At 68.5% G+C, this 22,027-nt stretch carries 25 protein-coding genes; 19 read left to right on the forward strand and 6 right to left on the reverse strand.

Features of this window, described 5'->3' with window-relative positions; translation table 11 throughout:
- Positions 1 to 34: 34 nt before the first annotated feature.
- Positions 35 to 460 (forward strand): hypothetical protein, encoded by a 426-nt coding sequence (locus tag AC1DYD_RS21530; protein WP_478174783.1) that lies wholly within the window; start codon positions 35 to 37, stop codon positions 458 to 460.
- 38 nt (positions 461 to 498) lie between these two features.
- Positions 499 to 960 carry an N-acetyltransferase family protein gene (locus tag AC1DYD_RS21535; RefSeq protein ID WP_478174784.1) on the forward strand — a complete coding sequence of 154 codons (462 nt, stop codon included), beginning with the start codon at positions 499 to 501 and terminating at the stop codon, positions 958 to 960.
- Between the two features lie 24 nt (positions 961 to 984).
- On the opposite strand, the gene AC1DYD_RS21540 is transcribed toward AC1DYD_RS21535, so the two are convergent.
- The gene (locus AC1DYD_RS21540; protein ID WP_478174785.1) at positions 985 to 1,587 is read right to left on the reverse strand and encodes a nitroreductase family protein; all 603 of its coding nucleotides are present in this window, start codon (positions 1,585 to 1,587) and stop codon (positions 985 to 987) included.
- 398 nt (positions 1,588 to 1,985) lie between these two features.
- Between AC1DYD_RS21540 and AC1DYD_RS21545 the strand changes: the two genes are divergently transcribed.
- The gene (locus AC1DYD_RS21545) at positions 1,986 to 2,441 is read left to right on the forward strand and encodes a host attachment protein (RefSeq protein ID WP_478174786.1); all 456 of its coding nucleotides are present in this window, start codon (positions 1,986 to 1,988) and stop codon (positions 2,439 to 2,441) included.
- Between the two features lie 178 nt (positions 2,442 to 2,619).
- Entirely contained in the window at positions 2,620 to 3,042 is a 423-nt protein-coding gene (locus tag AC1DYD_RS21550; RefSeq protein WP_478174787.1) for an Hsp20/alpha crystallin family protein, read from the forward strand.
- Between the two features lie 83 nt (positions 3,043 to 3,125).
- Here the strand turns inward: AC1DYD_RS21550 and AC1DYD_RS21555 are convergent, their stop codons facing one another.
- Positions 3,126 to 3,341 (reverse strand): hypothetical protein, encoded by a 216-nt coding sequence (locus tag AC1DYD_RS21555; RefSeq protein ID WP_478174788.1) that lies wholly within the window; start codon positions 3,339 to 3,341, stop codon positions 3,126 to 3,128.
- Positions 3,338 to 3,520 carry a hypothetical protein gene (locus AC1DYD_RS21560; RefSeq protein WP_478174789.1) on the reverse strand — a complete coding sequence of 61 codons (183 nt, stop codon included), beginning with the start codon at positions 3,518 to 3,520 and terminating at the stop codon, positions 3,338 to 3,340. Before AC1DYD_RS21560 ends, AC1DYD_RS21555 begins: the two co-directional genes overlap by 4 nt.
- 61 nt (positions 3,521 to 3,581) lie before the next feature.
- Here AC1DYD_RS21560 and AC1DYD_RS21565 point away from each other — a divergent pair, with 61 nt between their 5' ends.
- The 5 genes from AC1DYD_RS21565 (at position 3,582) to AC1DYD_RS21585 (ending at position 9,250) form a co-directional block, all read left to right on the forward strand.
- Positions 3,582 to 3,809, forward strand: coding sequence for a hypothetical protein (locus AC1DYD_RS21565; RefSeq protein ID WP_478174790.1), 228 nt, complete (start codon positions 3,582 to 3,584; stop codon positions 3,807 to 3,809).
- Positions 3,810 to 3,965: 156 nt separating this feature from the next.
- Positions 3,966 to 5,798 (forward strand): FAD-dependent oxidoreductase, encoded by a 1,833-nt coding sequence (locus AC1DYD_RS21570; protein WP_478174791.1) that lies wholly within the window; start codon positions 3,966 to 3,968, stop codon positions 5,796 to 5,798.
- Positions 5,799 to 5,859: 61 nt separating this feature from the next.
- Positions 5,860 to 7,716, forward strand: a complete 1,857-nt coding sequence (locus AC1DYD_RS21575) for a 2-oxoacid:acceptor oxidoreductase subunit alpha (protein WP_478174792.1) — start codon at positions 5,860 to 5,862, stop codon at positions 7,714 to 7,716.
- On the forward strand, positions 7,713 to 8,768 hold the full coding sequence (locus AC1DYD_RS21580) for a 2-oxoacid:ferredoxin oxidoreductase subunit beta (RefSeq protein ID WP_478174793.1): 1,056 nt from the start codon (positions 7,713 to 7,715) through the stop codon (positions 8,766 to 8,768). The genes AC1DYD_RS21575 and AC1DYD_RS21580 overlap by 4 nt, the downstream gene beginning before the upstream one ends.
- Positions 8,769 to 8,812: 44 nt before the next feature.
- The gene (locus AC1DYD_RS21585) at positions 8,813 to 9,250 is read left to right on the forward strand and encodes a CBS domain-containing protein (RefSeq protein WP_478174794.1); all 438 of its coding nucleotides are present in this window, start codon (positions 8,813 to 8,815) and stop codon (positions 9,248 to 9,250) included.
- On the opposite strand, the gene AC1DYD_RS21590 is transcribed toward AC1DYD_RS21585, so the two are convergent.
- The 3 genes from AC1DYD_RS21590 to AC1DYD_RS21600 form a co-directional block, all read right to left on the reverse strand.
- A complete protein-coding gene (locus tag AC1DYD_RS21590; RefSeq protein WP_478174795.1) occupies positions 9,247 to 10,092 on the reverse strand; it encodes a tetratricopeptide repeat protein in 846 nt (281 codons plus the stop codon). The genes AC1DYD_RS21585 and AC1DYD_RS21590 overlap by 4 nt on opposite strands.
- Positions 10,089 to 11,054 (reverse strand): MlaD family protein, encoded by a 966-nt coding sequence (locus AC1DYD_RS21595; RefSeq protein WP_478174796.1) that lies wholly within the window; start codon positions 11,052 to 11,054, stop codon positions 10,089 to 10,091. The genes AC1DYD_RS21590 and AC1DYD_RS21595 overlap by 4 nt, the downstream gene beginning before the upstream one ends.
- A 225-nt stretch (positions 11,055 to 11,279) precedes the next feature.
- Positions 11,280 to 12,152: a LysR substrate-binding domain-containing protein gene (locus AC1DYD_RS21600; RefSeq protein WP_478174797.1), complete on the reverse strand. Its 873-nt coding sequence runs from the start codon at positions 12,150 to 12,152 to the stop codon at positions 11,280 to 11,282.
- 102 nt (positions 12,153 to 12,254) lie between these two features.
- Here AC1DYD_RS21600 and AC1DYD_RS21605 point away from each other — a divergent pair, with 102 nt between their 5' ends.
- The 10 genes from AC1DYD_RS21605 to AC1DYD_RS21650 all read left to right on the forward strand — a co-directional run bounded on the left by AC1DYD_RS21605 (position 12,255) and on the right by AC1DYD_RS21650 (position 22,015).
- Complete coding sequence (locus tag AC1DYD_RS21605) at positions 12,255 to 12,857, forward strand: cysteine dioxygenase family protein (protein WP_478174798.1); 603 nt, start codon at positions 12,255 to 12,257, stop codon at positions 12,855 to 12,857.
- 119 nt (positions 12,858 to 12,976) lie between these two features.
- Positions 12,977 to 14,566, forward strand: coding sequence for a rhodanese-like domain-containing protein (locus AC1DYD_RS21610; RefSeq protein WP_478174799.1), 1,590 nt, complete (start codon positions 12,977 to 12,979; stop codon positions 14,564 to 14,566).
- Positions 14,567 to 14,684: 118 nt separating this feature from the next.
- On the forward strand, positions 14,685 to 15,665 hold the full coding sequence (locus AC1DYD_RS21615; protein WP_478174872.1) for a Bug family tripartite tricarboxylate transporter substrate binding protein: 981 nt from the start codon (positions 14,685 to 14,687) through the stop codon (positions 15,663 to 15,665).
- A 69-nt stretch (positions 15,666 to 15,734) separates the two neighbouring features.
- Positions 15,735 to 16,943, forward strand: a complete 1,209-nt coding sequence (gene metC / locus AC1DYD_RS21620; protein WP_478174800.1) for a cystathionine beta-lyase — start codon at positions 15,735 to 15,737, stop codon at positions 16,941 to 16,943.
- Between the two features lie 10 nt (positions 16,944 to 16,953).
- Entirely contained in the window at positions 16,954 to 18,006 is a 1,053-nt protein-coding gene (locus AC1DYD_RS21625; RefSeq protein ID WP_478174801.1) for a YeiH family protein, read from the forward strand.
- 272 nt (positions 18,007 to 18,278) lie between these two features.
- Positions 18,279 to 19,391, forward strand: coding sequence for a pyrimidine utilization protein A (gene rutA / locus AC1DYD_RS21630; RefSeq protein ID WP_478174802.1), 1,113 nt, complete (start codon positions 18,279 to 18,281; stop codon positions 19,389 to 19,391).
- Between the two features lie 17 nt (positions 19,392 to 19,408).
- The gene (gene rutB, locus AC1DYD_RS21635; protein ID WP_478174803.1) at positions 19,409 to 20,209 is read left to right on the forward strand and encodes a pyrimidine utilization protein B; all 801 of its coding nucleotides are present in this window, start codon (positions 19,409 to 19,411) and stop codon (positions 20,207 to 20,209) included.
- A 23-nt stretch (positions 20,210 to 20,232) separates the two neighbouring features.
- Positions 20,233 to 20,625 carry a pyrimidine utilization protein C gene (rutC, locus tag AC1DYD_RS21640; RefSeq protein WP_478174804.1) on the forward strand — a complete coding sequence of 131 codons (393 nt, stop codon included), beginning with the start codon at positions 20,233 to 20,235 and terminating at the stop codon, positions 20,623 to 20,625.
- A 2-nt stretch (positions 20,626 to 20,627) separates the two neighbouring features.
- A complete protein-coding gene (gene rutD / locus AC1DYD_RS21645) occupies positions 20,628 to 21,428 on the forward strand; it encodes a pyrimidine utilization protein D (protein WP_478174805.1) in 801 nt (266 codons plus the stop codon).
- A complete protein-coding gene (locus AC1DYD_RS21650; protein WP_478174806.1) occupies positions 21,425 to 22,015 on the forward strand; it encodes a malonic semialdehyde reductase in 591 nt (196 codons plus the stop codon). Before rutD ends, AC1DYD_RS21650 begins: the two co-directional genes overlap by 4 nt.
- Positions 22,016 to 22,027 lie beyond the last annotated feature (12 nt).

Genomic DNA, 22,027 nt, shown 5'->3' on the forward strand with positions numbered 1-22,027 from the left:
TCCTCCCTCGCCCCTGCCATCTTCAACGGACCCCATGACATCGAATTCAGTGCTCGCGCGGCTCGTCGAGTTCGGCAATGCCGGGGACCTGGACACCCGAGGCACCGGCTGGTTCGTCGGTTTCAGCGACTGGACCCGCGGCCCTTCGACGGCACTGCGGCATGTCGCCGCCGGAACGACGTCGACCGGGCCGTGCATCAAGTACTTCTCGCATCCCGCGGGCCACCCGAACGGCGACGCCAAGCCGCTGAGCGAAGGCCGCACGTTGTCGATGCTGGTCGATGCGGCGAGCGAGTTCCGGATCGAGTTCTCGACGCGCGCCGACTTCGCGCCCGAGGACAGCGTGTCGCATACCCTGCGCCGCCATGGCGACTTCGTCATCTGGGGCCCGGGCATCCATCACCGCGCCTTCGGCATCCGGCCCGCGTGCATCCTGACGGTGCGCTGGACTTCGCCGTAGACTGCCCCCCGAGGGATTCATCTCACCAGACCCACACCATGGACTCATCGCTGCGAATCCGTCCCGTCGCCGACGCCGACTTCCCGGCCTGGAAGCCGCTCTGGGACGGCTACAACGCCTTCTACGGCCGCAGCGGACCGACCGCGCTGCCGGCCGAAGTCAGCACGACCACCTGGTCGCGCTTCCTCGACGCCGGAGAGCCGATGCATGCGCTCGTCGCCGAGGGCCCCGCCGGCCTGCTGGGACTGGTGCACTTCCTGTATCACCGCAGCACCAGCCAGATCGGCATGAACTGCTACCTGCAGGATCTCTTCACGGTCGAGGCCGCCCGGGGCCGGGGTGTCGCCCGGGCCCTGATCGAGGAGGTCTACCGAAGGGCGGCCGCCGCGGGGTCCCCGCGGGTCTACTGGCAGACCCACGAGACCAACGCCACGGCGATGAAGCTCTATGACAAGGTCGCCGAGAAGTCCGGCTTCGTGGTCTATCGGAAACTGCTCTGACGCCGCTCGCAGGCGCAGAACGGCTCACGGCTTCGCATATCCCACGGTCTGCGCCAGGGCGATGCGCTGGTTGATCGGCAGGCCGAGCGCATGCGCGAGTTCGCGTCGATCGATCAGCGCCCGCACGACAGTGCCCAACCCGGCCGCCGCGCAGTAGAGATACACGTTCTGCGCGATGCAGCCCGCATCGGCCCCGGCCAGGAAGGGGCGATCCTCCACCCGCACCTCCTCCATGCGCTCGAGGTCCGCGACGTACACCAGGTTGATCGGCGCGGTGGCCACGAAGTCCTGCGTCCCCGTGGACCTGCGGAGGTCCTGGGCCGTGACCAGCTGCAGGCGATGCGTGCGCGGCTCGTACCGGTACGCTCCCTCGGCCAGCACCACATGGACATCGATCTCCTTCCAGTTGTGCGCCGAAGGCGCCGTGCGTCCGCCCTGCTGTTCCCGGTTGACGCCGAACGCCGCCCAGAGCAGCGCGGAGAGCGCCTCCAGCGTGATCGGGTCGGGCAGGAACGCACGCGTGCTGTGCCGCTTCTTGAGCGCCTGATCAAGGGACAGGTGCGGCCGCACGACCGGGGAAGGCAGCACGACGGTATCGGTTTCGAGATTCAACGGAATGGTCGGCATCGAACGACTCCTGGAGGCATGAACAGATCGCCGCGCCGGAGGCGGGATCGGATCTCAGGATCACGCAAGGCCGATGCCGGTGCCTTGACGCAGCGCAAGTGCACCGCAAAGTCGCGCGAATGCGCCGAGGGCAGCAGGTCGACCGCAGGTGCCCGCGTCCCGCGCAGCACGTCGATGTCAGGGTCAAGGCAGTCGGACTGCTTCAGAACGAGAGGCGGCTCACGGACAACCCCTGTTGCGCGCCGGGTCATCGACCTGGCCCTCCGCGCCGATGGGGCGCAAACTGCTCGAGCGGTCGGCACACGTTCGCAGCCGACCTGTCGCGCCCTTTTTGCGCTGGCGCAACCCCCCTTCCAGGAGGGCGCGCACCATGGATCGCCATCCAAAGGAGAATTGACATGAAGCATCAGTGGATCCTTGTCGCCAATGCATCGCTGGCGCGGATCTTCCGCCGCGATTTCCCATTGGCCGCTCTGGAGCCGGTGGAGACCCTGACGCATGAGGAGAGCCGGATGCGGCGCAGCGAACTGGCAACGGACCACCCCGGCCGCGACGCCACGGACAACAACAACATCAACAACACCCACGGCGTCGTTCGCTTCGAGCCGCGCACCGACGCCCGGCGCAAGGAGCTTGATCATTTCGCACGCGAAGTGGCCGATCGACTGGACCAGGGGCTCGCGGCCCGCAAGTTCGAATCCCTCGCGGTCTGTGCGTCGAACCCTTTCCTCGGTGAACTCCGGACCCGGCTCAGCGAGCCGGTCCAGAAGAAGATCAGCCTGGAGTTCAACGCCGACCTCACTTCGCTGAGCCTGGCCGAGATCGAAGGGCGCCTGAAGGAGGCGCGGCCCTAGCCATCGAGCGGCACGCCACAGAGCTCGCTTGACCTGAATCAACGCAGCATGGCGTCGCGATTTGATCCCGCGCAAACCATGCGCCATCGGAGTTCCTAGACTGAACATGTCGATCGCGAAGTCCTGCTCACAGCGATCGCAGATCGATCACATCGCTACCCAACCTGGAGTGATCCACATGAATGCCCTGACCCGCCTCGATCGAATCGACAACCTGTTTCCAGAGATGTTCCGCCGCTGGGCCCGTCCGATGCAACTGCTCGATGACAACACCTTGCCAATGGACATTCGCGTCGACATCAGCGAGAACGAAAAGGAATATCTCATCAGCGCCGAGATGCCGGGCGCAAAGAAGGACGACATCCGCGTCTCGATCGATGGCAACTATGTGTCCATCGCCGCCGAGATCAAGAAGGAGCAGGAAGAGAAGCACGGGCGCTCGCTGGTGCGCGAGACCTACCACGGCACCGTCTCGCGCGGCTTCACGCTGGCCAGCGACGTCGACGACAAGGCCGCGGTCGCCAAGCTCGAGGATGGCGTGCTGCGCCTCACGCTTCCCAAGCGCGAAGGCAGCGGTACCCGCACGCTGAAGATCGAGTAGCGGGATCGCCCCGAGGGCGCATCGCACTGATGAACCGGCCCGAGGCCTCGCCTCGGCGCCGCCACGCCGGCGCTCGACGCCGTTCATTTCGCCCCGAAGATCTCCTCGCGGATGCGGCGCACCAGATAGCTCGCGCTGCTCAGGTGGCCGACAGCGACGAAAATTGCAATCGCGGCGAAGACCGGGTCCTGGTTGAGGCCGGATTTCGGATCCAGCAGGGCCAGGGCCAGCGCGAAGAGAATGAACATCCACGCCATCGACGCCATGGCGGCGTGCACATAGACCCAGAGGCGCTTCACGGCCGACCTCGCCGCCCGGTGCAGGCACCCGCCAGCAGCACGATCCCCGGATTCGATGGTGCCTGCTTCTTCATTCGACCATCGTGCACCCGCCCTGCACCGGCCGCTTGATACAGCGCAACCGGCGGCGCGGTCGGCGTGGATCGCCAGCGATCGACCTTCGATTTGCGCGCGATCAAGCCCCCGCCGCGGGACCCGAACTAGCGTCGGGAACCTTCTCCCCGGATGCAGGGCACGTCAATGAGAATCACCATCCACACCGAGTCGGCAGCGCCCTGCGAATTGCAGGTTGGCACCGCCCACCATCCGTACCCTGGGGCCCTTCCCGAAGTCGGCCAGACCCTCGTGATCCCGGATGACGCCCCGGTGGACGTGTCCGCCAGGGGGGAGGCCGAGGTCACGAAGATCATCTGGCACTACAACGCGGCGGCGAGCACGCTCTGGCCCGAGATCGTCTGCAAACGATAAGTTGCAGCGGGCCAGGATGGCCGCATCGGCCCGGGTCGATCCAGCGCGACGCCTGCTGCGGGATTCCACCAAGGCATGCTCCCGCCCGGTGCGGCGCATACTGACGACAGACCCGCGCCGCCCCCCCGGCCGCGGGCGGCAGCCAGGAGACACGCATTGCAGCGAACCAACATTGCCAACCCGGCCTATTTCCACAAGGTCGTCGATTGCCAGTACGCCTGTCCGGCGCACACCCCCGTTCCCGAGTACATCCGGCTGATCGCGCAGCGCCGCTACAGCGACGCCTACATGGTCAACTGGGTCTCCAACGTCTTCCCCGGCATCCTCGGGCGCACCTGCGACCGGCCCTGCGAGCCGGCCTGCCGGCGCGGGCGGGTGGAGGAAAGCAACGCCAAGGACCCTGAACCCGTGGCGATCTGCCGGCTCAAGCGGGTGGCTGCCGACATGAAGGACGACGTGCGTTCGCGGATGCCGAAACCGGAACCGAAGAACGGCAGGCGCATCGCCTGCGTCGGCGCGGGGCCGGCCTCGCTGACCGTCGCCCGCGACCTCGCGCCACTGGGCTATGCGGTCACGGTGTTCGATGGCGAAGCCAAGGCCGGCGGCTTCATCCGCACCCAGATCCCGCGCTTCCGGCTGCCCGAATCGGTGATCGACGAGGAGACCGGCTACATCCTCGATCTCGGCGTCGAATTCCGCAGCGGCGAGCGCATCGATTCGATGAAGGCCCTGATGGCGCAGGGCTGGGACGCGATCTTCGTCGGCTGCGGCGCGCCGCGCGGGCGCGACCTGGAGGTGCCCGGCCGCCGGGAAGCCGCGGACAGCATTCACATCGGCATCGACTGGCTGAACTCGGTCTCGTTCGGCCACGTCACGCACATCGGCCGGCGCGTGATCGTGCTCGGCGGCGGCAACACGGCCATGGACTGCTGCCGCTCGGCCCGCCGCCTGGGCGGCAGCGACGTCAAGGTGATCGTGCGCAGCGGTTTCGAGGAAATGAAGGCCTCGCCCTGGGAAAAGGAAGACGCCCAGCACGAGGGGATTCCGATCATCAACTTTCACGTGCCCAAGGCCTTCGTGCACGAGAACGGCAAGCTGCTGGGCATGCGCTTCGAGATCGTCCGCGCCGAATACGACGCCCAGGGCCGCCGCACGCTGGTGCCGACCGGCGAGCCCGAGGTCTTCTTCGAATGCGACGAGGTGCTGGTGGCGGTGGGCCAGGAGAACGCCTTCCCCTGGATCGAGCGCGACTGCGGGATCGCCTTCGACAAGGGGGGAATGCCCCGCGTCGACGAAATGACCTTCCAGTCCTCCCTGCCCCAGGTCTTCTTCGGCGGCGATGCCGCCTTCGGTCCCAAGAACATCATCACGGCCGTGGCGCACGGGCACGAGGCCGCGGTGTCGATCGACCGCCTGCTGCACGGCGAGGCGGTCGAGCTGCGCCCGCCTCCGATGACCAACCTGGTGTCGCAGAAGATGGGCATCCACGAGTGGAGCTACGACAACGACACCTCCAACGACCTGCGCTACAAGGTGCCCTGGGCCAAGGCCGAAGCGGCGCTGGCCAGCATCCGCGTGGAGGTCGAGCTGGGCTTCGACGCCGCCACCGCCTTCAAGGAGGCCGAGCGCTGCCTCAACTGCGATGTGCAGACCGTGTTCACCGATTCCGCCTGCATCGAATGCGATGCCTGCGTCGACATCTGCCCGATGGACTGCATCAGCTTCACCGCCAACGGCGGGGAGAGCGACCTGCGCTCCCGGCTCAAGGCGCCGGCGCTCAACCTGGCGCAAGACCTGTACGTGTCGGGCGGACTCAAGACCGGCCGCGTGATGGTCAAGGACGAGGACGTCTGCCTGCACTGCGGCCTGTGCGCCGAACGCTGTCCGACCGGTGCCTGGGACATGCAGAAGTTCCTGCTCGAGATCACGCCGGCCGGGCCGGGCTGCCGCGATGCGCGCATCGCGCCGAAGCAGGGGGTGCCGGCATGAGCGCCGCGCCGGGCCGCCCCAAGCAAGCTCGCACCGCAGTGCGCAGCACGGAGCTTGCCTTATGAGCGCGGGAAGAATTCGACAGATCGAAGCGGTCAACGACTTCGTCATCAAGTTCGCCAACGTGAACGGCTCGGGCTCGGCCTCGGCCAACGAGCTGTTCGCCAAGGCGATCCTGCGCATGGGCGTGCCGGTGAGCCCGCGCAACATCTTCCCGAGCAACATCCAGGGCCTGCCGACCTGGTACGAGGTGCGCGTGACCGAGCGCGGCCACCTCGGCCGGCGCGGCGGCACCGACATGATGGTGGCCATGAACCCGCAGACCTGGGACGCCGACGTGGCCGAGCTCGAACCCGGCGGCTACCTGTTCTACGACAGCACGCGGCCGCTGCCGCCATCGAAGTTCCGCGACGACATCCGCGTCATCGGCATGCCGCTGACCGAGATCTGCAACGCGGTCTATCACGACCCGCGCCAGCGCCAGCTGTTCAAGAACATCGTCTACGTGGGCGCCCTGGCGGTGCTGCTGGGCATCGAGCCCGAGGTGGTCGAGAAGCTGTTCGGCGAGCAGTACAAGGGCAAGGAGAAGCTGCTGGCCTCCAACGTGCAGGCGCTGAACCTGGGCTGCGACTTCGCGCGCGAGAACCTGCGCGAGCCCGTCGGGCTGCAGGTGCGGCGCGCCGACCGCGTGGGCGACCGGATCTTCGTCGACGGCAACAGCGCCGCCGCGCTGGGCTGCGTGTACGGCGGCGCCACGGTCGCGGCCTGGTATCCGATCACGCCCTCGTCCTCGGTGGCCGAGGCCTTCCAGAAGTACTGCGCCAAGTTCCGCGTCGACCCGGCGACCGGCCAGAACCGCTTCGCGATCGTGCAGGCCGAAGACGAGCTGGCCTCGATCGGCATGGTGGTCGGCGCCGGCTGGAACGGTGCGCGGGCCTTCACGCCGACCTCGGGGCCAGGCATCTCCCTGATGAGCGAGTTCATCGGCCTGGCCTACTTCGCCGAGATCCCGGTCACCCTGATCAACGTGCAGCGCGGCGGCCCCTCCACCGGCATGCCCACGCGCACGCAGCAGGCCGACATTCTGTCCTGCGCCTATGCCTCGCACGGCGACACCAAGCACGTGCTGCTGTTTCCCGAGGACCCGCACGAGTGCTTCGAGCACGCGGCGGCGGCGCTCGACCTGGCCGACCGGCTGCAGACGCCGGTGTTCCTGATGACCGACCTCGACATCGGCATGAACCAGCGCCTGTGCGAGCCCTTCGACTGGGACGACAGCCGGGTCTACGACCGCGGCAAGGTCATGACCGCCGAGGAGCTGGAGGCCGGCCGCGACTTCGGCCGCTACAAGGACGTCGACGGCGACGGCATCCCCTGGCGCACGCTGCCGGGCACGCACCCGACCAAGGGCAGCTTCTTCACCCGTGGCACGACGCGCGACGCCTACGCCCGGTACTCGGAGCGCGGGCCCGACTACATCTACAACATGGAGCGGCTGCTGAAGAAGTTCCGGACCGCCGCCACGCTGGTGCCGCAGCCGGTGCCGCGCCCCGCCGCCGAGAGGACCGACCTGGGCGTGATCTACTTCGGCTCGACCAGCCCCGCGATGCACGAGGCGCTCGAGGAACTGGAAGCGCGCAGCATCCACCTCGACGCGCTGCGGCTGCGGGCCTTCCCGTTCCCGGACAGCGTGACGCAGTTCCTGGCGCAGCACCGACAGGTGTTCGTGGTCGAACAGAACCGCGACGCGCAGATGCGCAGCCTGCTGGTCAACGAGCTGGACATCGACCCCGCGCGTTTGATCCGCGTGCTGCACTTCGACGGCACGCCGATCACGGCGCGCTTCATCGTCGAAGCGATCAGCGCGCGCGTCCGGGCGCATGCGCCCCGCGCCACCGAACCCAAGGAAGCCGCATGACCTACCTCGCCAAGCCCCGGCTGCACCACCCGACGCTGGCCACCAACAAGGTCGGCTACACGCGGCGCGACTACGAAGGCAAGATCTCGACGCTGTGCGCCGGCTGCGGCCACGATTCGATCTCGGCCGCCATCATCGAGGCCTGCTGGGAGCTCGACATCGAGCCGCATCGCGTGGCCAAGCTCTCGGGCATCGGCTGCAGTTCCAAGACACCGGACTACTTCCTCGGTGCCTCGCACGGCTTCAACACCGTGCACGGGCGCATGCCCAGCGTGCTGACCGGCGCCAACCTGGCCAACCGCGACCTGCTGTACCTGGGCGTCTCGGGCGACGGCGACTCGGCCTCCATCGGCCTGGGCCAGTTCGCCCACGCGATGCGGCGCGGCGTGCGCATGGCCTACATCGTCGAGAACAACGGCGTCTACGGCCTGACCAAGGGCCAGTTCTCGGCCACGGCCGACCAGGGCTCGAAGAGCAAGAAGGGGGTGGTCAACACCGACAGCCCGGTCGACCTGGTCGCCATGGCGCTGCAACTGGGCGCCAGCTATGTCGGACGCGGCTTTTCGGGTAACAAAGCGCAACTTGTGCCACTGATCAAAGGCGCGATCAGCCACGGCGGCTCGGCCTTCATCGACGTCATCAGCCCCTGCGTCGCCTTCAACAACCATCCGGGCAGCACCAAGAGCTACGACTACGTGCGGGAACACAACGAGGCCGTGAGCCGCATCGACTTCATCAGCGCGCGCGACGAGATCACGGTCGACATGGCGCCGGGCGAGGTGCTGGACGTGCGCCAGCACGACGGCACCCTGCTGCGGCTGCGCAGCCTGCACGCCGGCTACGACCCCGGCGACCGCTACGCCGCCATGGCCCACATGCAGCGGCACCAGGAGATGGGCGAGGTCGTGACGGGCCTGCTCTACGTCGACCCGCTGGCCACCGACCTGCACACGGCGCTGAACACCAGCGACCGGCCGCTCAACACGCTGGGCCCGGCCCAGCTCTGCCCCGGCGCGAAGGCGCTCGAGCGGCTCAACGACGCCTTGCGCTGAACCGCTCCCACCGGCACCATAGCGCTTCCTTCGGAGGGCGGACCATGGACGAACGCACTGTTTTCCAGTCGATCTCGCGCAAGCACGTGACCAGCCTGGGGCCCCAGGCCAGCGCGCGCGACGCCGCCTGCGTGATGACGCGCGCCAACTGCGGCAGCGTGCTCGTCATGGAGCCGCCGGACACCCTGATCGGCATCCTGACCGAGCGCGACCTGATGACGCGCGTGCTGGCCCGCGGGCTCGATCCCGATCGCACCACGGCGCGCGAGGTCATGACACCCAACCCGATCTGCGTGGCGCCGGAAACGCTGGTGTCCGATGCCGTCGTTCTGATGCTCGAGCGCGGCTTCCGGCACCTGCCGCTGGTGTCGGGCCCGAGGATTCTCGGCGTGTTCTCGGTGCGCGACGCGCTGCCGCGGGAGATCGGCGCGGCGCTCAGCCAGGCGGAGTTCAACGAGCAGGTGAACGACGTGCTGGGTTAGGGCGCAGGCGCCCCCAGCAGCTTCGCGCTGCGTTCGACGCCCACCTGATTCCTGGCCGCCAGCGCCACGTCGCGGGCCCTTGTCCAATAGTCCTTGGCGACCTCCGGCTTGTCGGCCGAAGCCTGGCCCAGCAACAGCAGGTCCTGGTAGATCTTCTCGCTCGCTCCGGCCGCCTTGTCCATCTTCAAGGCTTCGGCAAGCGGCGCCGCCGCCGCCGCAGGCGTGCGCATCGCGATGTAGGCACTGCCTTGCAGGCGCAGCGCGTTGGCCTTCTCGAGAGCGTCGTCCTTGGCCAGCGCGCCGTGGGCCTGTTGCGCGAGTCGCAGTCCTTCCTCGGGACGCCCGGCATTCAGCGCCAGGTAGGCCTTCAGGTTGAGGATCTTGCCGCGGACGCTGCAGCTGCTGCCGCAGAGCGCGGCGGCCCGATCGAGCGACTGGCCGGCGCTGGCGGCATCGGTCGGCTGCAGGGCCATCGCGCGACGCAATGCGGCTTCGGCGCGCCGGTCCTTGCTGAACGCCAGGCGGGGCTCGTCCTGCACGAGGTCCAGCTGCTTCAGCGCCTCGTCCCGGCGGCCCATGCCCAGATAGACCATCGACAGGTTGAGCCGCGTGGCTGCGATGGCGTCGTCGTCCTCGATCGACTGTTCGACCGCCAGCGCCTGCTCGAAGAACGCCAGCGCCCGCGGCAGGTCGCCGGCCTTGTAGCGGTCCATGCCCTGCGTGTTGTAGCCCTGGGCCCGGATGTCTGCCGGCGAGCGCACGGGCGGTGTCGAGCAGGCCCCCAGCAGGCACGCTGCCAGGGCGCACAGCCCGCAGGCCATCCATCGCCGAACGCCGCTCATTGCGCCTCCCCTGGCAGCGGCAGCCCGCCGATGCTGTCGATCGGCAGCGACTGCGGCGTGGTCGACGTGCCGGTCAGCCAGCTGATCGGCCAGGTCTGGCGGGCATTGCTCACCATCTGGTTGGTCTGCGTCGCCGCGGCCTGGACCTGGTCGAGCACGCCGGGCAGCTTTTCGCCAGCCTGCGCCGCCATGGCCTGCAGCTCGGCGCTGGCCTGCTGCGAAGTGGCCGCGGCCTGCTGCACCTTGTCGATCACCGCAGGCGCGGCTTGCGCCACGACCTCGAGGGTCTGACCGGCCTTGTGAATCGTTGCCGCCGCACCGCTCTCGATGGTCTTCACGGCCTGCTGCGTCTGCTGGAGCACCTCGACGGTCTTCTCGGCGAGCGCGGGCATCTTGCCCACCACCTCCTGGCCGGCCTTCAGCGTCTGCTGGAAGCTGCCGTCCGGGTCGGTCAGGCTCTCGGCCAGCTTGCGCGCATCGGCAATCGCCGGCAGCAGCGCCGCCTGCAGCGCCTGCACGATCTGGCCGCCTTCCCTGTCGCCTTCCTTGCCGCCTTCGAATGCCAGCACCTCACCGGATTCCACCGCCTGGGCGCCGCCGCGAGGGGGCACCAGGTCGATCGCCGGCTTGCCGGTCGCGCCGTCCTGAACCCGCCGGGCCCGCGTTCCCTTCGGGATCTGCGCCATGTGCTCGCGCCCGATGCCCAGCTCGAGCCGGGCGCCGCGGTCGCCGGACTGCGCCACGGCCAGCCCGATGCCACGGATGCGGCCGATCACCACGCCATGGGCCGTCACCGGCATGCCCTCGGCCATGCCGGCCGCGTCGGGCACCTCGACGTAGAGCCGGTCCTGGCGGCTGAACACGTCCTGCTGCTGGGCGATGAAGGCCAGCAGCGCCGCGATGGCCAGGACCAGGAGAGCGATGGCGGGAACGGTCCAGCGCCTGGGGTCGGGTTGTGGCATCGAGATCCTCCGTCAATCGACAGTGAGAGGACAGGACGGTAGCAGACCTGACCGTCCTGCGTGCCCTGCGACTCTAGGCTTGCGCGGCGGAACCGCGGTAGGGGACCGCAGGCTGGCGCTGCCGGAGCAACTTGGGTCCAGGTCCAGTCCGTCGCAGGGATTGCGCTTGCGCCTCGCATCCAGCGCTTGCGGGTTGCCCGTGGGCGTCACCGCCACCACCGCGCCTCAGCCGCGCGTTTCGGTGTCCGACAGGCGCATGCGGTTCTTGAGACTCTCGAAGACCTGCCGCGTGACGGGATTGACCACATGGCTGCGCACGTACAGCCGGTAGATCAGATCGGGCAGGCTGGGCATGCCGTCGCCCGTCCCCAGCACCCGCAGACCGGCATCGAGCTGCTCCACGCCGCGCGCCGTGACGCCGAGGCCGGCGCGCAAGGCCGCCCGGATGCCGATCAGGCTGGTGGAGGCGTAGCGCGGGGTCCAGGCAATGCCGGCCGCGTCGAGCGCCTCGTGCCCCACGCGGCGAAAAATGCTGGGACCATCGGCCATGATCAGCGGAATAGGCTTGAACGGGTCGTGCACATAGCTTGCCCCACAGAGCCAGACTGTGGGCGAGGCACGCAGCACCACGCCTTCGAGCGCATCGTCGACGCGGTTGGAGATCGCCATGTCCAGTTCACCGCGTTTCAGGGACTCCATCAGGAATGGACTTCGGCCGACGTGGATCTCCAGCTGCAGCAAGGGCGAGTTGCGAGCGATCTCCGCGAGCAGCGGCGGCAGCATGGTGTCCGCCGTGTCGTGCGGGGCGCCGATGCGCAACACCCCCTCCAGCTGACCCTGCTGCAGGCTGCGCAGCGCTTCGTCGTTGATCGCCAGCAAATGACGGGCGTAGGTCAGCAGGCGCTGGCCATGGTCCGTAAGGCGCTTGTTGCGGCCCTGTTTCTCGAACAGCGGGTGCCCGATCTGCTCCTCCAGGCGCTGCATCTGCTGCGTGATGGCCGACTGCGTCCTGCCGAGATGGACCGCCGCGGCGGCAAAGCTGTCGTGGGTCACGATGGCAGCGAGCGAGCGCAGAAGTTCAAGGTCGAGGATGCCCATCGATTAATTTTATTGAAGTATTTCCATTTGCAGGCTGGATTGTTCGGGCGTGCGGGCCTCACTAAAGTGAATGCCAGCACGAATTCCGAAGGAGCAATTTCCATGACCACCACGGTCCCCTCCCTTGCCGTCCAGCGTCAGCAGGCGGTGCAGTCATCCATTGCGCAAATGAAGCAGGCACTCCAGGGCCGTGAGGTCGCCCGCGACAGCCTGGCCACGGTGCTGAACGCCTTGCTGGCGTTGGCCAGCGTGAAGCCGCTCTGGCAGGAGGATGACTTCGAGGCGCCGGAAGCGGGCGAGCACCAGGCGCGCTACCTGATCGCCGAGGACCCGGACCAGAGCTTCGCGCTGTATCTCAACGTGATGCGCCCAGGCAAGCGCATCGTGCCGCACAACCACACCACATGGGCCTGCATCGCAGCCGTCGAGGGCACGGAACACAACCGCGTGTACCAGCGACTGGACGACGGCTCGACGCCTGGCGTGGGCCGGCTGCGCGAGACCGGCTGCGTGGTGGTGGCGCCGGGCTCTGGCATCGCCTTGATGCCGGAGGACATCCACTCGGTGGAGATCCAGGGCGACCAGGTGATCCGCCATCTGCACATGTACGGCCGCGCGCTGGAAACACTGAACGCGCGCACCAGCTACGACCTCGACAACGGCACCTGCCAGACCATGGGCATCGGCGTGCAAACGCGCCGCTAGCCCGGCTGGCCGCGGCGACAGCCGCAGCCTCCTTCCGGATCCATCCGCACAGCCTGCGGCGGCGCTTCACGGCACCGCCGCAGGAGCGCCCGTGCGCACCCCCTTTCCCGCTGATTCCCATGACCCCGTATCTCTCTCCCCAAAACCTGAAGTCTTGGCTGCACGACGGCGGCGAGATCGCGCTGCTCGACGTGCGCGAGCACGGCCAGTACGGCGAAGCGCACCTGTTCTACGCGGTGCCGCTGCCCTACAGCCGGCTGGAGATCGACGCGCCCCGGCTGGTGCCGCGCCGCGGCGTGCGCGTGGTGGTCTACGACGCGGGCGACGCCAGCTCGCCCCCGGTGGCCGAACGCGCCGCCGCACGGCTGGAGGCCCTCGGCTACGCCCAGGTGATGGTGCTCGAAGGCGGCACGCGCGCCTGGAAGGCGGCAGGCTTCGTGCTGTTTGCGGGCGTCAACCTGCCCTCCAAGACCTTCGGCGAACTCGCCGAGCAGGTCTATCACACGCCCCGCATCGGCGCCGATCGCCTGGCGCAGATGCTGGCGCGGGGCGAGCGCGTCACGGTGCTGGACGGACGGCCGGTGACCGAATTCCGCAAGATGAACATCCCCAAGGCGACCTGCTGCCCCAACGGCGAACTGGCCTATCGGGTGTCGTCCCTGGTGCCCGACGCCGGCACGCCGATCGTCGTCAACTGCGCGGGGCGCACGCGCAGCATCATCGGCGCGCAGACGCTCATCAACCTCGGCGTGCCCAACCCGGTCTACGCGCTGGAGAACGGAACGCAGGGCTGGCATCTGGCGGACCAGGTGCTGGAGCATGGCGGCACCCGCCGCTATCCGGACGACTCGGGCAGCGCTGCGTTGCGGCCGGCGGCCGAGGCGCTGGCGCAACGCTTCGAGGTACCCCATGTGGATGCCGCCATGGTCCGGACCTGGGCCGCCGATACGCAGCGCACGTTGTTCCTGTGCGACGTGCGCACGCCGGAGGAATTCGCAGCGGGCAGCCTGCCGATGGCGCAGCACACGCCCGGCGGCCAGCTGATGCAGGCTGGCGATCAGTACATCGGCGTGCGCGGCGCCCGTCTCGTTCTGTTCGACAGCGATGGCGTGCGTGCGCCGACCGTCGCGAGCTGGCTGCGCCAGATGGGCCACGACGCCAGCGTTTTGGTGGACGGCCTCGCCAGCGGCCTGGCGCTGACGCCGGTCGATGCGCCGGTACCGCCGGCGCTTGAATCGATCGGCGCGCAGGCCTTGGCGGCGCGTCTGGAACGCGGCGAAGTGGCGCTGGTCGACCTTCGGCCCGGCATGCAGTTTCGCGCCGGCCACGTTCCGCAGGCACATTGGTCGATCCGGCCGGTGCTGCACTCGCGGCTGCGGGAGGAGACACGCCAGGTCGTCTTCATCGCAGACGACCCCGCGCTCGCGGCATGGGCGGCAACCGAATGGCCTGCCGCGCTTGCTGCGCCGCTGCTGCTGGCCGGCGGGATGGACGCCTGGCGCGATGCCCGCCTGCAGGTCGTCGCCAGCCCGGACTCGCCTTCCGACGCCGAGTGCATCGACTACCTGTTCTTCGTCCACGACCGGCACGACGGCAACAAGGAGGCCGCCCGCCGCTACTTGGCGTGGGAAACGGGCCTGGTCGCGCAGCTCGATGCCGAGGAACTGGCGGCCTTCCGGCTTCCCCCCTCGCCGGCGCCTTCGGCCTAGAGGCCGAATCCGCCGCAGAGAACCTGCCACCGTTTCAGCTTTCCGTTCTCGTCTCTTCCCCTTACCCAGGAGTCTCGCCATGCGTTCCCTGCTTCGTGTGCTTCGTCTTCCGCCGATCATGCAGCTTGCCGTTGCAATCGGCCTTGCGGCCTCTTCGACGCTGCAGCCAGCGTCCGCCGATCCACTGCCAGCGCGCCATGACTTCCCCTCGCAGGCGATCCGCTTCATCTCCCCCTTCCCGCCGGGCGGAGGAAACGATGGCACCACGCGCTTCATCACCACGCGACTGCCCGACATCACCGGCCAGCCGGCGGTGGTGGACAACCGGGGCGGCGCGGGCGGCAACATCGGCGCAAAGGCCGCGGCCGATGCCAAAGCCGATGGCTACACGGTGCTCACCGCCCAGGTGTCGCTGATGGCGGTCAACCCGACCTTGTACGCATCGGCCGGTTTCGATCCCCTGAAGAACTTCGTTCCGATCACCCAGATCAACGCCGCACCGCTGGCGCTGGTGGTCGCGGCCGACTCCCCCTACAAGACCTTCGCCGATCTGGCCAGCCGCACCAAGACCCATCCGGGCACCGTGACCTACGCGACACCCGGCAACGGCACCCTGTCGCACCTGATCGGCGTGGTGCTCGCGAAGGACAGCGGCGTGGCAATGACCCACGTGCCGTACAAGGGCGCTGGTCCCGCCATCACGGACCTGCTGGGCCACCAGGTGGACGTGCTGGTGACGTCCACCGCCTCGGTCTCAGGCATGCTGCAGAACGGGAAGATGCGCGCGCTGGCCGTCACCAGCCCGCGCCGCATCGGCGCCTTCGCGAAGGTGCCGACGCTCGAGGAACTGGGCTATCCGAACACCCGCTTCGAGGACTGGTACGGCTTCTTCGCGCCCGCCGGCACGCCGCCGGAACGCGTGGCCTACCTCAACGAGGCCATCGTGCGGACCCTGCGCATGCCCGAAGTCGCCCGCCTGATCACCGACGGCGGCAGCGAGGTGGTCGCCAGCACACCGGAGGCCTTTGCGGCCCAACTGCGCCAGGACATCGCCCGCTGGTCTCGCGTGGTGGCACTCTCGGGCGCCAAGATCGACTGACCCGGTTTCGGGGCGGGCCGCCGCCGGCCCCTCGCCACTCCATTTCGCCTCCACGCACGCCCATCGACCATGTCCGCCCCTCCTTCCACACCGCCCGAACTGGGCCTGCAGACCCGCCTGCTGCATGCGGGCAAGGCGCCCGCCTATGCCGGCGGCAGCGCTGTGAACCCCCCGCTGGTACGCGCCAGCACGGTGCTGTTCGACAGCGTCGAAGCGCAGCGCGAGATGCGCGCGCGCCGTGGCGGCGAGCGCCTCTTCACCTATGGTGCGCGCGGCACACCCACCACCTTCGCGCTCGAAGACGCGGTCAGCGAGCTCGAAGGCGGCTTCCGCACACGGCTGTTCCCGACCGGCCTGGCCGCCATCGGCATGACGCTGCTGGCTTACCTGAAACCCGGCGACCATGTGCTGATGTCCGACGGCGTCTACCAGCCGGCGCGCAAGCTCGTGCAGGGGTTCCTCGAACCCTACGGCATCGGCTGCACCTTCTTCCGCGCCGACGGCAGCGACGTGGCGCAGCGCATCACGCCCGCAACGCGCATGGTCTACGCCGAATGCCCGGGCTCGCTGGTCTACGAGATGTGCGACCTGCCGCAGCTGGCCGCCATCGCCCATGCGCAGGGCGCGTGGGTGGCGGCGGACAATACCTGGGGCTCGGGCTGCCAGTACCGGCCGCTGGCGTTGGGGGCCGACATCTCCATCATGGCCGCCACGAAGTACCTGTCGGGCCATTCGGACGTGATGATGGGCACCGTGTGCACCACGCGCGCGGCCTGGCAGCCTTTGGCCGAACGCAGCGACGCCTTCGGCATGACCGTCAGTCCGGACGACGCCTGGCTGGTGCTGCGGGGCATGCGCACCCTGTCGGCGCGGCTGCAGATGCACGAGCGCCACGCACTCCAGATCGCCCGCTGGCTGCAGTCGCGGCGCGAAGTGGCCACCGTGTTCTGCCCCGCCCTTCCCGAGCATCCGGGCCATGCGCTGTGGCGACGCGATTGCCTCGGCACCAATGGCCTGGTGTCCTTCGAACTGCAGCCGGACATTCCCCTGACCGCGGCCGAGCGGCTGGTAGACGGCCTGTCGCTGTTCGGCATCGGCGCTTCATGGGGTGGCTATGAGAGCCTGGTCACCATGGCGGACATGGGCAAGGCCCGCAGCATCGCGGACTGGCGCGGCCGCGGACCGGTCGTGCGCTTGCATGCGGGACTGGAAGACCCGGTCGACCTGCTGGCCGACCTGGACCGCGGCTTTGCCGCGCTTGGCGCCAGGCCGCGCTGAGGCGCACCGCATGGCTTTCCTGACGGCTGCACCTCCACTGGAACGCAGGCTCGACCATGCGCGAGCGCTCTGGCCGGGGACGGCCCTGGCGTCGATGGCCATGCTGTCGGCGACCTTCCTGGCCGAGCACTACGGCGGCCCCCTGCTGCTGTATGCACTGCTGCTCGGCCTGGCCCTGCATTTCCTGTACGACGATGACCGTTGCCGTCCGGGCATCGATTTCTGCACTCGCACAGTGCTGCGTGCCGGCGTCGCGCTCCTGGGCGCCCGGATCACCCTGGGTCAGGTGGCGCAACTCGGACTCTGGCCCTTCTGCATGGCCGTCGCCGGCATAGTGAGCACCATCGCGCTCGGCGGATGGCTGGCGCGTCGCATGGGCCTGAAGACCGATTTCGGCTTGCTGTCGGGCGCGGCCGTCTCGATCTGTGGCGCCTCGGCCGCACTGGCGGTCTCGGCCGTGATGCCGAAGTCCGAGGAGAACGAACGGACGGTTCTGTTGACGGTCGTGGGCGTGACGGCCCTTTCCACGCTGGCGATGGTCTTCTATCCGCCGCTGGCGAGACTGCTGCAGCTGTCGGACGCTGCCGCGGGCATCTTCCTCGGCGGCACCATCCACGACGTCGCGCAGGTCGTCGGCGCCGGATCGATGATCTCGCAGGAAGCAGCGGAGGTCGCGGTCATCGTGAAGCTGCTGCGCGTGTTGCTGCTCGTGCCGGTGGTGGCGTTGCTGGCTGTTCATTGGCGCCGGCAGAGCGACCGCTCGATCGGCACGCAGGCGGGGCAGGCGCGCCAGGCGTCCGGCGGTCGTCCGCCATTGGTACCGCTGTTTCTCGCCTGCTTCATCGCACTGGTCGCGGTCAACAGCCTGGGCGGCGTACCTCTGGCTGCCGGCAAGGTGATGGGCGACTTGTCGCGCATCTGCCTTGTTGTCGCGATCGCCGCCCTGGGGATGAAGACGTCCCTGGCGAAGTTGCTCGGCCTCGGCTGGCGGCCACTCGCCTTGATGCTCGCCGAAACCCTGTGGTTGCTCGCCCTCTTCATCGGCTATCTCTCCTTGAACTGACGGCAGCGGCTGCGGCCGGGGCTCGAGACAGCGTAGGGCTGAGGCAGCGGAGCCCGAACCGGATCGCGCATTTCGTCGATCACCCAGACCCTGGCCACCGCGGCGCACCAAAGCCGAACGCCGCCGGACCATCCGAATGCTCCGTTTTGGACCATTTGGTCAAAACCATGCACGGGAATTGACGCAAGTCGTTGATTTCCAATGGATTTGCCTTGGCACGGTCTGTGCAATCCCCAGCGCAGACATTCCATCCAAGTCCCAGGAGTCCCCCCATGAACGTCGGCATCTTCATCCCCATCGGCAACAACGGCTGGCTGCTGTCGGAGAACGCTCCGCAGTACAAGCCGAGCTTCGAACTCAACAAGCGGATCACGCAGCGCGCGGAGCACTACGGCATGGACTTCGTGCTGTCGATGATCAAGCTGCGCGGCTTCGGCGGCAAGACCGAGTTCTGGGACCACAACCTCGAATCCTTCACCCTGATGGCCGGCCTGGCCGCCGTGACCACGAAGATCAAGCTGTTCGCCACCGCCGCATCGCTGGTGATGCCGCCGGCGATCGTCGCGCGCATGGCCTCGACCATCGACTCGATCTCGAACGGCCGCTTCGGCCTCAACCTGGTGACCGGCTGGCAGCGCCCCGAGTACTCGCAGATGGGCATGTGGCCGGGCGACCAGTTCTTCGGCACCCGCTACGCCTACCTGTCCGAATACATCCAGGTGCTGCGCGACCTGTGGGGCAAGGGCCAGTCCGACTTCAAGGGCGAGCACTTCAAGATGGACGACTGCCGCCTGAGCCCGCGGCCGCAGGTCGACATGAAGGTGATCTGCGCCGGCCAGAGCGATTCCGGAATGGCGTTCTCCGCCCAATACGCCGACTACAACTTCTGCTTCGGCAAGGGCGTGAACACGCCCAAGGCGTTTGCGCCCGCCGCCGAAAAGCTGATCGACGCCACCAAGAAGACCGGCCGCCACGTCACCACCTACGTGCTGATGATGGTCATCGCCGACGAGACCGACGAGGCCGCGCGTGCCAAGTGGGAGCACTACAAGGCCGGCGCCGACCACGAGGCGATCACGTGGCTCGGCGCACAGGGCGCCGCCGACACCCGATCCGGCGCCGACACCAACGTACGACAGATGGCCGACCCGACCTCCGCCGTCAACATCAACATGGGCACGCTGGTCGGCTCGTATGCCAGCGTCGCGCGCATGCTCGACGAGATGGCCGAGGTGCCGGGCACCGAGGGCGTGCTGCTGACCTTCGACGATTTCGTCCAAGGCATCGAAGCCTTCGGCGAGCGCATCCAGCCGCTGATGAAGAGCCGCGTGGGCGCCGACACCCCGGTGCCGACACAGGCGGTGCCGCAAGCGCTTGCCGCCTGAACCGAAACGGAGTCGCCATGACCCCACCCACCAGCACCCCCCGCAACACCACCCTCCGCTCCACCACGCCGGTCGGCGTGCCCGACGCGCCGGGCGCGCCCGCGCCGCTGGTGCTGCCCGCGCGCCCCGAACCCCTGGCGCTGCACACCGCCAACTCGGCCCTGATCGTGGTCGACATGCAGAACGCCTATGCGTCGGTCGGCGGCTACGTCGACACGGCCGGCTTCGACATCTCGGGCGCGCAGGGCGTGATCGACAACATCGCGCGCAGCATCGCCGCTGCGCGCGCGGCCGGCATGCGGGTCGTGTTCCTGCAGAACGGCTGGGACGCGGCGTACGTCGAAGCCGGCGGCCCGGGCTCGCCCAACTGGTACAAGTCGAACGCGCTCAAGACCATGCGCAAGAAGCCCGAGCTGCAAGGCAAGTTCCTCGCCAAGGGCGGATGGGACTACGAACTGATCGCCGCGATGAAGCCGCAGCCGGGCGACATCGTGGTCCCCAAGACGCGCTACAGCGGCTTCTTCAACAGCACGCTCGACAGCACGCTGCGCGCGCACGGCATCCGCAACCTGGTGTTCACCGGCATCGCGACCAACGTCTGCGTGGAGTCGACGCTGCGCGACGCCTTCCACCTCGAGTACTTCGCCGTGATGCTCGAGGACGCCACGCACGAGCTCGGCGGCGAAGCGATCCAGAAGGCGGCGGTCTACAACGTCGAGACCTTCTTCGGCTGGGTCTCGACGGTCGACGACTTCTGCCGCACCTTCGCGCCGCGCGCCGGCGTCCAAGCCGCCGCGGCCGAAGCCGCCACTGCCTGATTCCAATCCAAGAAAGAGAAACCATGCCCAAGCAAGCCATCATCCCGCCCGGAACCACCACCCCGATCGCGCCCTTCGTGCCCGGCACCATGGCCGACGGCGTCGTCTACGTCTCGGGCACCCTGCCCTTCGACAAGGACAACAACGTGGTGCACGTCGGCGACGCCACGGCGCAGACCCGGCACGTGCTCGAGACCATCAAGAGCGTCATCGCCACCGCCGGCGGCACCATGGACGACGTCACCTTCAACATGATCATGATCAAGGACTGGGCCGACTACGCCAAGGTCAACGCGGTCTACGCCGAGTACTTCCCGGGCGTGAAGCCGGCGCGCTACTGCATCCAGTGCGGCCTCGTGAAGCCCGATGCGCTGGTCGAGATCGCCTCGATCGCGCACGTCGGCAAGAAGGCCTGAGCATGCCGCTGCATTTCGAGGTGCACGGACCGGCCGGGGGCGACGCGGTGCTGCTGTCGTCGGGCCTCGGCGGCTCGGCCGGCTTCTGGCAGCCGCAGCTCGGCGCGCTGCTCGCCGCCGGCCACCGCGTGGTCGCCTACGACCAGCGCGGCACGGGACGCAGCCCCGCCGCGCTCGCCGAGGGCTATGCGATCGCCGACATGGCGCGCGACCTGATCGAGATCATGGACGCGACGTCGACGCCGCGCTGCCACCTGGTCGGCCATGCGCTGGGCGGCCTGGCGGGCCTGCAGCTGGCGCTCGACGCGCCCTCGCGGGTCGCCAGCCTGGTGCTGGTCAACGCGTGGTCCCGGCCCAATCCGCATTCGGCGCGCTGCTTCGACGCCCGCCTGGCCTTGCTCGGCGCCTGCGGCGCGCGCGCCTATGTCGAGGCGCAGCCGATCTTCCTGTACCCGGCCGCCTGGTGCGCCGAGCATGCGCAGCGCGTCGCCGACGAGGTCGAGCATGCGCATGCGCACTTCCCGGGCGTTGCCAACATGCGCGCGCGCATCGCGGCGCTGCGCGCCTTCGACGTCGATGCGCGGCTGGCGGACATCGCCGTGCCGACGCTGGTCGCGGCCGCCGCCGACGACGTGCTGGTGCCCTGGACCTGCTCGCAACGCCTCGCCGACGGCCTGCCGAGCGCCACGCTGGACCGCGTGCCGCACGGCGGCCATGCGCACAGCGTGACCGACCCCGAAACCTTCAACCGCAGCTTGCTCGCGTTCCTCTCCCGCGTGACGGCACCCGAAACCACACCATGACCCGCAACCTGGATGACGCCGCGCTGGCGACCCTCTTCACCGAAGCCCGCTCGCACAACGGCTGGCGCGCGGAGCCCGTTTCCGACGCCGTGCTGCGGCAGCTGTACGAGCTCGCCCGCATGGGCCCGACCTCGGCCAACTGCTCGCCCGGCCGCTTCGTCTTCGTGCGCACGCCGGAGGGCAAGCAGCGCCTGGCCCCGGCCTTGTCGAAAGGCAATCTCGAGAAGACCCTGACCGCACCCGTGACCGTGATCGCCGCCTGGGACAAGGCCTTCTACGAGGCACTGCCGAAGCTGTTCCCGCACGGCGACGCGAAGAGCTGGTTCACGGGCAGCCCCGAGCTCGCCCACGAGACGGCGTTCCGCAACGGCACGCTGCAAGCGGCCTACCTGCTGCTTGCCGCCCGCTCGCTCGGGCTCGACGCGGGCCCGATGTCGGGCTTCGACAAGGCCAAGGTGGACGCCGCGTTCTTCGCCGGCAGCACATGGACCGCCAACTTCCTCATCAACCTCGGCCACGGCGATGCCTCGAAGGTGTTTGGCCGCCTGCCGCGCCTCGATTTCAAAGACGCCTGCACGCTGGCCTGAGCACGGCCGAAC

It is taken from the genome of Variovorax sp. P4_B11, from assembly GCF_056402355.1.